Origin of the sequence: Streptomyces sp. NPDC006296 (genome assembly GCF_040613235.1) — a bacterium.
In the GTDB taxonomy this organism is placed as follows: Bacteria; Actinomycetota; Actinomycetes; order Streptomycetales; family Streptomycetaceae; genus Streptomyces.
On sequence record NZ_JBEXRT010000032.1, the window covers coordinates 74,555 to 87,070 of the forward strand.

General features: G+C 73.8%; 11 protein-coding genes and 1 pseudogene. 6 read left to right on the forward strand and 6 right to left on the reverse strand.

Annotated features, from left to right (window positions below; all coding sequences use genetic code 11):
- Positions 1-101 precede the first annotated feature (101 nt).
- From ABZ172_RS21945 to ABZ172_RS21955, 3 genes and pseudogenes are all read right to left on the reverse strand, one after another.
- On the reverse strand, positions 102-1,214 hold the full coding sequence (locus ABZ172_RS21945; protein ID WP_356885492.1) for a Ku protein: 1,113 nt from the start codon (positions 1,212-1,214) through the stop codon (positions 102-104).
- Positions 1,215-1,375: 161 nt separating this feature from the next.
- Positions 1,376-1,852 (reverse strand): GNAT family N-acetyltransferase, encoded by a 477-nt coding sequence (locus tag ABZ172_RS21950; RefSeq protein ID WP_356885494.1) that lies wholly within the window; start codon positions 1,850-1,852, stop codon positions 1,376-1,378.
- Positions 1,849-2,121, reverse strand: a pseudogene (locus ABZ172_RS21955) (hypothetical protein); the annotation flags it as partial. The gene ABZ172_RS21950 and the pseudogene ABZ172_RS21955, both read right to left, overlap by 4 nt.
- Before the next feature lie 271 nt (positions 2,122-2,392).
- On the opposite strand from ABZ172_RS21955, the gene ABZ172_RS21960 reads away from it, so the two are divergent.
- The 3 genes from ABZ172_RS21960 (at position 2,393) to ABZ172_RS21970 (ending at position 5,167) form a co-directional block, all read left to right on the forward strand.
- Complete coding sequence (locus ABZ172_RS21960) at positions 2,393-3,283, forward strand: excalibur calcium-binding domain-containing protein (protein WP_356885496.1); 891 nt, start codon at positions 2,393-2,395, stop codon at positions 3,281-3,283.
- A gap of 143 nt (positions 3,284-3,426) precedes the next feature.
- A complete protein-coding gene (locus ABZ172_RS21965; protein WP_356885498.1) occupies positions 3,427-4,269 on the forward strand; it encodes a class II fructose-bisphosphate aldolase in 843 nt (280 codons plus the stop codon).
- Positions 4,270-4,387: 118 nt separating this feature from the next.
- The gene (locus ABZ172_RS21970; RefSeq protein WP_356885500.1) at positions 4,388-5,167 is read left to right on the forward strand and encodes a DeoR/GlpR family DNA-binding transcription regulator; all 780 of its coding nucleotides are present in this window, start codon (positions 4,388-4,390) and stop codon (positions 5,165-5,167) included.
- A 76-nt stretch (positions 5,168-5,243) separates the two neighbouring features.
- Here ABZ172_RS21970 and ABZ172_RS21975 read toward each other — a convergent pair whose 3' ends face one another.
- Together ABZ172_RS21975 and ABZ172_RS21980 are read right to left on the reverse strand one after the other, a co-directional pair.
- Positions 5,244-5,867, reverse strand: a complete 624-nt coding sequence (locus ABZ172_RS21975) for a TetR family transcriptional regulator (protein ID WP_356885502.1) — start codon at positions 5,865-5,867, stop codon at positions 5,244-5,246.
- Entirely contained in the window at positions 5,864-7,336 is a 1,473-nt protein-coding gene (locus ABZ172_RS21980) for an MFS transporter (RefSeq protein WP_356885504.1), read from the reverse strand. The genes ABZ172_RS21975 and ABZ172_RS21980 overlap by 4 nt, the downstream gene beginning before the upstream one ends.
- Positions 7,337-7,491: 155 nt before the next feature.
- Here ABZ172_RS21980 and argG point away from each other — a divergent pair, with 155 nt between their 5' ends.
- Complete coding sequence (gene argG / locus ABZ172_RS21985) at positions 7,492-8,940, forward strand: argininosuccinate synthase (protein WP_356885506.1); 1,449 nt, start codon at positions 7,492-7,494, stop codon at positions 8,938-8,940.
- A gap of 116 nt (positions 8,941-9,056) precedes the next feature.
- Positions 9,057-9,362: a hypothetical protein gene (locus tag ABZ172_RS21990; RefSeq protein WP_356885518.1), complete on the forward strand. Its 306-nt coding sequence runs from the start codon at positions 9,057-9,059 to the stop codon at positions 9,360-9,362.
- A 271-nt stretch (positions 9,363-9,633) separates the two neighbouring features.
- Here ABZ172_RS21990 and ABZ172_RS21995 read toward each other — a convergent pair whose 3' ends face one another.
- Positions 9,634-10,983: a DUF445 domain-containing protein gene (locus ABZ172_RS21995; RefSeq protein ID WP_356885508.1), complete on the reverse strand. Its 1,350-nt coding sequence runs from the start codon at positions 10,981-10,983 to the stop codon at positions 9,634-9,636.
- Between the two features lie 153 nt (positions 10,984-11,136).
- Here ABZ172_RS21995 and ABZ172_RS22000 point away from each other — a divergent pair, with 153 nt between their 5' ends.
- A complete protein-coding gene (locus ABZ172_RS22000) occupies positions 11,137-12,399 on the forward strand; it encodes an SGNH/GDSL hydrolase family protein (RefSeq protein WP_356885510.1) in 1,263 nt (420 codons plus the stop codon).
- The last annotated feature ends 117 nt before the right edge of the window (positions 12,400-12,516 follow it).

The following is a 12,516-nucleotide window of genomic DNA, read 5'->3' on the forward strand; positions in this document are numbered from 1 at the left end:
CGGGTGGGCCCAGGAGGTGTACGGGTGACGGGAGGCGGGGCTGTCCCCAGGAACCGGAGCGCGGCCCAAGAGGCTTGCGGGGCCCAGGAGGTGTGCAGGGCTCAGGAGGCGGTGCGCTTCTTCGCGGCCGGTGTGGCGGCGGCCCGTTTCCCCGCCGCCGCGGTCTTCCCCGAGGCGGTCTTCCCCGAGGCGGTCTTCCCCGAGGCGGTCTTCTTCGCGGCCGTGCGCTTCCCCGCCGTCTTCCTCCCCGCGGTGCGCTTCTCCCCCGTGCTCGCTCCCCCCGTGCCCGGTCCCGCCCCGCGCTTCCCCGCCGCGCCCGCCCCGGCCGTGCCCTTCGCCGCCGTTCCCGCCGCCGCGCCCTTCGCCGCCGCGCCGGCCTTCTTCCGGGCGCGGGGCCTGCCGGGCGTCATCTCGTGCACGGTCGCGTCCTCGCCGCGCGACTCCTTGGCCTCCTGCACCGAGGCGTTCAGCGCGGCCATGAGGTCCATGACCTTGCCCGGTTCCCGCTCCTCGTCCTCCGCCCCCGCCGGAAGCACCTTGCCCTCGGACTTGGCCGCGAGGAGTTCCTCCAGCGCCTCCCGGTAGTGGTCGCGGAAGCCGGAGAGGTCGTCCAGGGCCATGCTGTCGGTGAGCTGCACCGCGCGTGCGATCTCCTCCTCGTCCAGCTCGGTCTCCCGGGGGGCGAGCGACTCCGGGCTGCGGATCTCGTCCGGCCAGCGCATCGCGTGCAGGACGATCGCGTCCTCCCGCACCCGCAGCAGACCGAGCCGCTCGCGGTTGTGCCAGGCGAACTTCGCGACGGCGACCTTGTCGCTGCGCTCCAGCGCCTTGCGCAGCAGTGCGTACGGCTTCGCGGCGACCTGGCCGTCGACGGCGAGGTAGTAGCTGTCGCTGATCCGCACCGGGTCGATGCTGTCGGCCTCCACGAACGCGACGATCTCGATGGCCTTCGCCGTCGGCAGCGGCATCCGGTCGAGCTCCTCGTCCGTGACGGGCACCGTCCGGCCCTCGGCGACCTCGTATCCCTTGCCGATCTCCTCCTGCGACAGGACCTCGCCGTCGAGCTCGCACACCTTGCGGGTGCGGACACGGCCCATGTCCTCGCGGTGGTACTGGTGGAAGGAGATCGCGTGGTTCTCGGTGGCGGACACCACCTTGATCGGGATGGTGACCAGCCCGAAGCTGATCGCTCCCGTCCACAGGGGGCGTGGCATCCGTTACCTCCAGACCCCCCTGGCGGCTGGCCGGGAGGCGGACCGGTGCGCCTGGAAGGGAGAACCGGGCCCGAGAGGGCCTTGGCGCGAACCGGACCACCGCCCGTATCCCGATCCTCGCGCCCCGGGCCCCGGACCGCATGTGGATCACCGGGGAGCGGTCAGCCGGGCAGCAGATCCTTCTCGCCGACGACCTGCTCCCCGCTCGTCCCACCGGTCCTGCGGAAGCCGAGCCGCAGGTAGAACCCTTCCGGCCCGTGCTCCCCCTCGCACCAGGTCACCGTCACCCGGTTCCCGCCGCGCCGCCGGATCTCCCGGCTCACCTCGTCCACCGCGAAGCGGCCGTAGCCCCGGCCCTGCTCCCCGGCGTCGACGGCCAGCCGCCAGAGTCCGGAGCGGGGCCCGTCCTGCGGGTCGTCGGCGTCGAACCGGACGTCGAAGAAGGCCATCACGAACGCCACCGGACGGTCGCCGTCGACGACCAGCCGGGGCCAGGCCGTGACGGGATCGGCGTACGCCTCGGCCAAGGACCTGGCGACCGGGGCGACGAACCGTTCCTGCTCCTGTGCGACCTTCAGCCGGCACGCGTCGAGGACATTGGCCGGGGTGATCTTCTCCAGGCGGAGCTGCGCGGTCATGCGCGTACGGTACGAGGCCGCGCGAGGACCGGGCCATCGATATTCGAGCCCGCCGGGCCCGCCCGGGGTCCCCCGGTGGCCCGCCCCGGCGGACCACCCTGCCGAACCGCCGGGCCACCGGCCCGCCCCGGGCCGCCGCCGGTCAGCTCCAGCCGGGTCAGCAGGACGGTGACCGCTCCGGTGGACGGGACGAGAGGGGCCGCCGTCCCCGTGCAGCCGATCCAGCCGTAGCGGCCGGGGACGTTCCACGGGGCGGTGCGCTCCTGGTCAGGAAGCTGCTCAGGTCTGTCATGGGGTGCACCTTCCAGCGCGTGCGGTCCCAGGGATGACTCCCGCGCCCGACCCGACTCGTCGGCGGCGCCCGGGCGACCGGTGGCGGCGGTCCCGGCCGACGGCCCACCCACGACCCTCTTCACATCTTCTTCGTTTTTTCGTCACGATTCCGCCACTGTTCCCCGGAGGGCGCCACCGGGCAGGGCCGCCGCTGCGAGCATCACCTCTCAGCAGCCGCACAGCACCACGGAACGCCTTGGGGGACACATGAACACACGTAGGACACACGGCCGGACGGCCGTGCGGGCGGCGGGGGCCGTGGCCCTGGCACTGGCCCTGTCGGGATGCGGGGACGACGGCGGAGCGATCCAGGACGCGAAGCCCGCGGCGGCGTCCGCGTCACCCGTCGCGGAGCGGGCACTCATGCTCGCCGACGACACCGCGGCCGTGGAGTCCGGGCAGGAAGTCACCGTCGCCGCGCTGGCGAACGACCGCGCACGAGGGGCGGACGGCACCGAGGCCGCCCTGCTCACCGCCTACGAGAGCGACGCGTTCACCCTGAGCGCGGAGCGCCGGACCCCGCACGGGACCGTCGCGGTCGAGGACGCCGCCCTGGTCTACACCCCCGACGACGGCTACACCGGCGAGGACGCGTTCACCTACGAGGTCGCCCTGAAGGGGGCGGACCCGGCGGACGGGAGCGCCGTCGTGCGGATCACCGTCTCCGCACCGTCCCCGTCCCCGACGCCCACCCCGTCCCCGACGCCCACCCCCTCCCCGACACCCACCGCGACCCCGGCCCCCAAGGCGAAGGCCACCGAGCCCGCCGCGCCGCCCGTGTCCTACGCGAACTGCGACGCGGCGCGGGCCGCCGGCGCGGCTCCCGTCCGGCGCGGCGACCCCGGCTACGCCGCCCACCTGGACCGGGACGGCGACGGGGTCGGCTGCGAGCCGTACGGATCGTCCGGCGGGAGCACCGGCGGGAGTTCCGACGGCTCCACGGGCGGAAGTTCGGGCGGAGGCTCCACCGGGGGAGGCGGCACCTCGTACGCCAACTGCACCGCCGTACGCGCCGCGGGGGCCGCACCCATCCACCGCGGAGAGCCGGGATACGGATCCCACCTGGACCGGGACGGCGACGGAGTCGCCTGCGAGTAGCCCCGGCCCTCACCTCGACAGCCGCCTCCGGATCACACCGGGGGCGGCTGCTCTTTTCCGATCTGCTTCAAGCACGTTATAAATGAGCAACTTCGAGCATCATTCGCCCGGGTCCACGCAACCCGCATCCGCGAGGGAAGCCCATGCCGCTCATGTCCACCGGCGAGATCACCCACGGCGCCCGGGCCGGCGGGACCGGCGTCGGGGCCTTCAACGTCGTGCAGATCGAACACGCGCAGGCCATCGCGAGCGGGGCCGAGGCAGCTGGGCTGCCGGTGATCCTCCAGGTCAGCGAGAACACCGCCCGCTACCACGGCGGCCTCGAACCCATCGGGCTCGCCTCGCTCGCCGTCGCACGCTCCGCGGACGTACCGGTGGCCGTGCACCTCGACCACGCGGAGTCCGCGGACCTGGTGCGCGAGGCCGTCCGGCTCGGCTTCACCTCCGTCATGTTCGACGCCTCGGCGCTCCCGTACGCCGAGAACGTCGCCGCGACCCGGGAGATCACCGCCCACTGCCACGCCCACGGGGTGGGGGTGGAGGCCGAACTCGGCGAGATCGGCGGCAAGGACGGCGCCCACGCCCCGGGGGTGCGCACCGATCCGGCCGAGGCACGGGCGTTCGTCGAGGCCACGGCGGTCGACGCGCTCGCCGTGGCCGTCGGCAGCTCGCACGCGATGCTGACCCGCGACGCCGTCCTCGACCTGGCGCTCGTCTCCCGGCTGCGCGACGCGGTGGAGGTCCCCCTCGTGCTGCACGGCTCCTCGGGGGTCGGGGACGCGGGCCTCACGGCGGCGGTCCGCGCCGGCCTGACGAAGGTCAACATCTCCACCCACCTGAACAAGCTGTTCACCCGGGCTGTCCGCGGCTATCTGGACACCCACGCCGAGGCGGCCGACCCCCGTAAGTACCTCGGTCCGGCCCGCGACGCGGTCGCCGCGGAGGTGGCGCGCCTGCTGGGCCTGCTGGCCCGGCCGGGGCGATAAGGTTCGCTGCGGGCCGGGGCTTTCGTCCGCATCGGGCCCGATCAGGCCGGACGGAGTCCGGCAGGCCGGGACCGGCGAGCCCGGGCCGACCGAGACGAGGGGCCCCGGGGAGGACCAGGTGGCGGCACACACACGATGGACCCGGTTGCTGGAGATCCTCGGCGACCAGGGCCAGATCGACGTGCTGGACGCCGCCGAGCGGCTGGGCTGCTCCGCGGCCACGATCCGCCGCGACCTGGACGAGCTCGCCCGGCAGAACCTGCTGACCCGCACCCGGGGCGGCGCCGTCGTGAGCACCGTCGCCTACGACCTGCCGCTGCGCTACAAGGCGGCCCGCAGGGCCGACGAGAAGCTGCGGATCGCGAAGGCCGCCGCCGAGCTGATCCCGACGGGCTCCACCGTGGGCCTCAACGGCGGCACGACGACCTCCGAGGTCGCCCGGGAGCTGGCCCTGCGGCCGGAGCCCTCGGCCGGGGGCGTGGCGCTGACCGTGGTGACCAACGCGATCAACATCGCCAACGAACTCGCGATCCGCCCCCAGGTGAAGATCGTGGTCACCGGCGGGGTGGCCCGGCCGAACTCGTACGAGCTGGTGGGGCCCCTGGTCGACTCGGTGCTGCGCACCCTGGCCCTGGACTACACGATCCTCGGCGTCGACGCCGTGCACCCCCGCTTCGGCGCGGCCACCCACGACGAGTCCGAGGCCGGCGCCAACCGTGCCCTGGCCGAGTGCGCCGGCACCGTCGTGGTGGTGGCCGACTCCTCCAAGCTCGGGCGCCGCGCCTTCGCCCAGGTGTGCGAGACCGGCGCGGTGTCGGTGCTGGTCACCGACCGGGGCGCGCCCGAGGACCTCGTCGAGGAGTTCACCGGGCTGGGGATCGACGTCCTGCGGGTGTGATCCGGCTCGGGCCGCGCCTGCGATGCGGTCCGCGCCGCGCGTCCGATCCGCCCCGGGCCCTGTCCGTACCGGCGGGTCAGCCCGTCACGAGCCCCTGCAGTGCGGGGGCGTACAGGTCGGCGAGGTGTTCGGGGGTCGCGCGGGAGCCGGCGCCCTCGCGGTGCAGGCTCAGGGTCGCGCCCAGGCCGATGAGCTGGCCGGCGATCAGCTCGGCGCGCAGGGCGGGTTCGCGGCCGGGGAGACGGGCCGTCAGTCGGGCGGTCACCTGCTCGTGGAAGCGGTCGCGGAGCAGAGAGCGTTCGTCGTGGTTGCCGAGGGAGAAGACGACCCGCAGCAGGGGATCGCCCTTCTGCTCCCTGCGGCGGCGTACGAGCGTCAGCACCATGTGGCGGCCGAGCCCGTCGAGCGGGGCGTCCAGGAGTTCCTCGGCGGCCGGCCCGAAGTCGGCGACGGTGTTGAAGAGTTGTTCCTTGCGGCCGAAGTGCTTGACCACGAGGGAGGGGCTGACGCCCGCGTCGGCCGCGACGGCCCGGATCGTCACCTCGGCGTACGGGCGCTGGGTGAAGGCGCGGCGGGCGGCGAGGAGGATCGCGTCCCTGCCCGTGGCCGCCGGTCCGGGCGTCGCCGCACCGGCCTCCGGCCCGGCGTCCGGCCGGGCCGGTGCGTCCGGTTCCGTCACCGCGGTGGCTCTGGGGGTCACGCGCCCTCCTGGATCGGCAGCGTCCGCGTCCGGCCGCTGCTCCTGCGTCTGCCCCCGACCGTACCGGTGCCGGAGCGCTCGGAGGGGAGGCAGAGCGTCACCGCGAGGGCGAGCAGCGCCGCCGCCCCCGCGATGAGGAAGACCAGCCGGTAGGCGCCCAGCGTCGGCGCCGGACGCCCGGCGGCCAGGAACGTCATGTTGGCGAGCACGGCCGCCACCGTGGCGCTGCAGAACGCCTGGCCGATCGAACGCATCAGGGTGTTCAGACCGTTGGCCGCGCCCGTCTCGCCGACGGGGACGCCGCGCATCACCAGGGCCGGGAGCGCGGAGTAGGCGATGGCCGTGCCCGCCGCCACGACGGTCGCGCCCGCGACGATCGTCCAGAGGCTGTGGCTGGTGAACCAGCGCACCACGTAGCCGACGGCGATGATCCCGGAGGCCAGCGCCAGACTGGTCCGCGGTCCGTGCCGGCCGGAGATCCGCGCCGACACGGGCGACAGCAGCACCATCGTGACGCCGCCGGGCAGCAGGCACAGCCCGCTGACGACGATCGACGCGCCGAGCCCGTAGCCGGTGGCCCGCGGTTCCTGCACCATCTGGCCGGTGACCAGGGAGTTGGCGTAGAACGCGAAGCCGATCAGCAGGGCGGCGACGTTGGTGAGCAGCACGGCGGGCCGGGCGGACACCCGCAGGTCCACCATGGGGGTGCGCACCCGGAGTTCGTACGCGCCCCAGACCAGCGCGATCACGACCGAGGCGGTGAGCAGGCCGAGGGTGCGCGCCGAGGTCCACCCCCAGCCGCCGCCCTGGGTGACGGCGAGCAGCAGGCAGACCAGCGCCCCGGTGAGGCCGAGGGCGCCGAGCGCGTCGAAGCGGCCCCGTGAGCGGAGCGGGGACTCCGGTACGCAGCGCAGCACCAGCAGGACGTCGAGGAGGCCGATCGCAGCGGAGACCCAGAACATGGTGTGCCACTCGAAGTTCTCGATGACCACGGCCGCGATCGGCAGGCCCACCGCCGCCCCGATGCCCATCGAGGAACTCATCAGCGCCACCGCCGACAGCACCCGCTCGGGCGGCAGTTCGTCGCGCAGGATGCTGATGCCGAGCGGCACGACGGCGATGGCCGCGCCCTGCAGGGCGCGGCCGGTGATGAGGACGCCGATGTGGGAGCTGACGGCGCACAGGACGGAGCCCACCACGAGGACGCCCAGGGAGGCCACGAGGACCCTGCGCTTGCCGTACATGTCGCCGACCCGCCCCAGGACCGGGGTGAACACCGCACCGGTGAGGAGGGTGACGGTGACCAGCCAGCTGGCGGCCTCGGGGGTGGCACCGGTGAGGCCGGGTATGTGCGGGAGCAGCGGGACGACGATCGTCTGCATGATCGCGACCACCACGCCGCAGAAGGCGAGGACGCCGACGGCGAGGCGCGGGTGGTGCGGGGCGGCGGCCGGTGCGGGTGCGGTCATCGGGGCTCCGTCAGCGCGAGAAGGTGGGGTGTACACGCGTTCACCCGACAGGGTAAACGCCTGTGCACCCCCGCGGCCCCGGGAGTCCGGATCCGGCCGGACGCCTCCCCATGAGGGCATTTGCATATACATGCGAGCGAGTGCATACTCTTCCTATGTCTAAGGTTCTCACCTCCCTGCCCACCGGCGAACGCGTCGGCATCGCCTTCTCGGGCGGACTCGACACCTCGGTCGCGGTCGCGTGGATGCGCGACAAGGGCGCCGTCCCGTGCACCTACACCGCCGACATCGGCCAGTACGACGAGCCCGACATCGCCTCGGTGCCCGGCCGCGCGCAGGCCTACGGTGCCGAGATCGCGCGTCTGGTCGACTGCCGGGCTGCACTGGTCGAGGAGGGCCTGGCCGCGCTCGCCTGCGGCGCGTTCCACATCCGCTCGGGCGGCCGTGCGTACTTCAACACGACGCCGCTCGGCCGCGCCGTCACCGGCACCCTGCTGGTGCGGGCGATGCTGGAGGACGACGTGCAGATCTGGGGCGACGGCTCCACGTTCAAGGGCAACGACATCGAGCGGTTCTACCGCTACGGCCTCCTCGCCAACCCCCACCTGCGCATCTACAAGCCGTGGCTGGACGCCGACTTCGTCACCGAGCTCGGCGGCCGCAAGGAGATGTCGGAGTGGCTGGTGGCCCACGGGCTGCCCTACCGCGACAGCACCGAGAAGGCGTACTCCACCGACGCCAACATCTGGGGCGCCACCCACGAGGCGAAGACCCTGGAGCACCTCGACACCGGTGTGGAGACCGTCGACCCGATCATGGGCGTCCGCTTCTGGGACCCCTCGGTCGAGATCGCCACCGAGGACGTCACGATCGGCTTCGACCAGGGCCGCCCGGTGACCGTCAACGGCAAGGCGTTCGGCTCCGCGGTCGACCTGGTGATGGAGGCCAACGCCATCGGCGGGCGCCACGGCCTGGGCATGTCGGACCAGATCGAGAACCGCATCATCGAGGCGAAGAGCCGCGGCATCTACGAGGCCCCCGGCATGGCGCTGCTGCACGCCGCCTACGAGCGCCTCGTCAACGCGATCCACAACGAGGACACCCTCGCCCACTACCACAGCGAGGGCCGGCGCCTCGGACGGCTGATGTACGAGGGCCGCTGGCTGGACCCGCAGGCGCTGATGGTCCGCGAGTCCCTCCAGCGCTGGGTCGGCTCGGCCGTCACCGGCGAGGTGACGCTGCGGCTGCGGCGCGGTGAGGACTACTCGGTCCTGAACACCACCGGTCCCGCGTTCAGCTACCACCCGGACAAGCTGTCCATGGAGCGCACCGAGGACTCGGCGTTCGGCCCGGTGGACCGCATCGGCCAGCTCACCATGCGCAACCTCGACATCGCGGACTCGCGGGCCCGGCTGGAGCAGTTCGCCGGCCTCGGCCTCGTCGGCACGACCCAGCCGTCCCTGATCGGCGCGGCGCAGGCGGCCGCGACCGGGCTGATCGGCTCCATGCCCGAGGGCGGAGCCCAGGCCATCGCCTCGCGCGGCGAGGTCTCCGGCGACGACGAGCTGCTGGACCGCGCCGCGATGGAGCTCGGCACCGACTGAGGGGTGCCCCGGCCGGCCCGCCGGCGTGGAACCGTATCCTCGGAATCCGAGGATCCACGGCGGACCACGGCGGACACCACGGCGTGACCGGCAGGCAGAAGGCGAAGGTGGCGGCAATGGCGAAGGTCCCGGCAGCGGCAGTGGCGGCGGGCGGTCTCCTCGGCGGTTACTCGATCGCCCGCTGGACCGGGAAGCGCCCGCTGGGCGGCGTCGCACTGCTGGCCGCCGGGTCGGTGGCGGCGTACGAGTGGAACCGGCGGGCCGGGGCCGGCGCCGCCACCGCGCTGACCCTCGCCTACGCCGCAGGCTTCGCCGGGGCGCACCCGCTGGCCAAGAAGGTCGGCGCCTGGCCCGCCGTGTTCGGCATGGCGGGCGGGGTCGCCGCCGCGTCCTGGGCCGTCACCCGGCGCAGCGCCCGCTGAGGGCGGTCCCGGCCGTCACCGCGCCCCCGCCGTCACCGCGGACACCGGCACCACGCCCGCCGTCCGCACGGGGCCGGGGGGAAGCCGGCCCCGGTCGCGCGCGCACCGGCCACCGGAGGACGCGCACCGGACGGCCCCGCGGGAGAAGGGCGCCCCGGGAAGCCCCCGGGACGGTCCGGGCCACGACGACCGCCCGCACGGCCCGGGGCGCGCCCGCACGGACCCGCGCGGGCCGACCGGACCCGCGCGACGGGCCACGGCGCCCGCCCCGTCAGCCGCCCAGGGCGTGCGACACCGTGTAGATCACCAGCCCGGCCAGCGCCCCCACCACGGTCCCGTTGATCCGGATGAACTGCAGGTCGCGGCCGATGTGCGCCTCGATCTTCTTCGACGTCTGGTCCGCGTCCCAGCCGGCCACCGTGTCGCTGATCAGCGAGGTGATCTCCGTGCGGTACGTCGTGACGACGTACGCCGCCGCGTCCTCCAGCCAGCCCTCCAGCTTGGCCCGGAGCCGCTCGTCCGAGGCCAGCCTGGCCCCCAGGGACATCAGCGACGCCCGCGCCCGCATCCGCAGCTCGCTCCGCTCGTCCTCGGCCGCCGCGATGACCATCGCGCGGACGGAGGACCAGGCCGACGCGATGACGTCCTGGACCTCGCCACGCCCCAGGATCTCCGACTTCAGCCGCTCCACCCGGGCCCGGGTGTCCGTGTCGTTCCGCAGGTCGGCCGCGAAGTCCGCCAGGAACGTGTCGATCGACCCGCGCGCCGGATGGCCCGGCATGTCCCGCATCTCCGTGACGAAGCGCAGCAGCTCCTTGTAGACCCGCTCCCCCACCCGCTTGTCCACGAACCGCGGCGTCCAGCCCGGCGCCCCGCCCTGCACCGCGTCCATCACGGAGTCCCCGTGCAGGACCAGCCAGTCGTGCGCGCGGACGCAGACGAGGTCGACGACCCTGCGGTGACCGCCGTCCGCGACGATCTCCTCCAGCATCCGGCCCAGTCCCGGACCGACCTCGACCGCGTTCGCCCGCCGGGTGATCGCCTCACCGACCACCGCCTGCACGTCGGAGTCCCGCAGCACCGTCAGCGCCCCGCGCAGCGCGGTGGCCAGCTCGGCGGTGACCCGGTCCGCGTGTTCCGGGTCGGCCAGCCAGGTCCCCAGCCGCGCACCGACGCCGAGCGCGTGAATTCGGTCACGAACGACGTCCCCGGAGAGAAAATTCTCGCCCACGAAGGAACCGAGTGACGCCCCCAACTGGTCTTTCTTGGTAGGAATGATGGCGGTGTGCGGGATGGGCAGGCCGAGCGGCCGCCGGAACAGCGCCGTGACGGCGAACCAGTCCGCCAGCGCACCCACCATTCCGGCCTCGGCGGCCGCTGCGACGTAGCCCGGCCAGCCGCCCACACCCGCGTTCTCCGCCCAGGTGGCGAGGACGTACACGAGCGCGACGAGCAGGAGCAGTCCCGTGGCGGTGGTCTTCATACGGCGCACACCGCGCCGCTTCTCCTCGTCGGCGGCGGTGTACGCGAACCCGCCGAGCCCCGGCCGGCCGGCCCCGCGCCGCGCGGGCCCCGGGACCTCCGTCCCCGGCGCCGTTCCCTGTCCCGCGTCCTGTTCCATCCGCTCCACCCGTCCGCGTACGCGTCACGCCGTGCCGTACGCATTGTCCCTACCTCACCTACTCCTGGGCCGCATGTCGAGTTCCCCAGGTCCTGCCGCATCATGAGAGCAGTCCGAACACCGGACCGAACACCGCAAGGAGAAACACCGCAGATGCCCAGGCGCCAGGGCTACGCCCTGCTCATCGCTCTCGCAGCAGGCACCGCGACGCTCGCCACCGCCGTCGCGTTCGGCACGACGCTGCTCACCGACGCGCCGCGTACCCCGCAGGCCGGAGCCCAGAACCGGGCGGCGTCCGGGAACCCCGCCGCACCCGCCCACTCCCAGGGCACCTGGGTCACCACCTGGACCGGAGCACCCGTCAGCGCCGAACCTGACGCCGCACAGGGCTACCCCGGCAGCACCATCCGCAACATCGTGCACACCAGCGTCGGCGGGGACGCCGCCCGGATCACCCTGTCCAACCTCTTCGGCACCACCCCGCTCGTCATCGACCGGGCCACCGTCAACACCCGCCCGGTGACCTTCCAGGGGCGCCCCACCGTCACCATTGCCGCGGGCCGGCAGATCGTCAGCGACCCGGTGACCGTCCCCGTCGCCCCGGACGCCGACCTGGAGGTCGCCCTCCGCACGCCGTACGCCTCCGGGCCCGTCACCCAGCACCCCAACACCCACCAGACGTCCTACCTCGCCGACGACCGGGGCACCTGGAGCACCACCCGGTGGCGCTACCTGACCGCCGTCGACGTCCGCAACACGCACGCGCCCGGCGCGATCGTCGCGATCGGCGACTCGCTCACCGCGGGCAGCGGCTCCACCACCGACGCCGACACCCGCTGGACGGACGTGCTCTCCGACCGGCTCCGGCACGCCTACGGCATAGCCAACCAGGGCATCGCGGGCAACCGCCTCCTGACGGACAGCCCGCTCGCGATGAGCGGGGTGAAGAACATCGGCGGCCTGAGCGGCACCCACCGCTTCGAGCGCGACGTGCTGTCCGTCACCGGCGCGAAGACCGTGATCATCGCGCTCGGCATCAACGACGTGCAGCAGTTCCCCCAGGAGCAGGACCCCGAGCGCATCACCGCCGGGCTCCGCGCCCTCACCGAGCGCGCGCACGCCCGCGGACTGCGGGTCGTCGGCGCCACGCTGACGCCCTTCCAGGGGTACGTGAACTGGACGCCCGAACGCAACGGCGTACGCCTCGCGGTCAACAAGGAGATCCGCTCCGGCCGGATCTTCGACGCCTACGTCGACTTCGACCGGGCGGTGCGCGACCCCTACTCCCCCGACCGGATCCTGCCCGAGTACGACTCGGGCGACCGGCTGCACTTCAACGACGCCGGCTACCACGCCCTGGGCAACGCCGTCGACCTCGCCGCGGTCGACGGCACCCCGAAGGCCGACGCCTTCTGACCCGCCCGTGGGGGGGGGGGGGGGGGCCGGGCCCCCCCCCCCCCCCCCCCCCGCGGACGCGCGCGGAGATGCGCCCGGCCCCCCCCCCCCCGGACACCCCCCCGGCCCCCACACCAC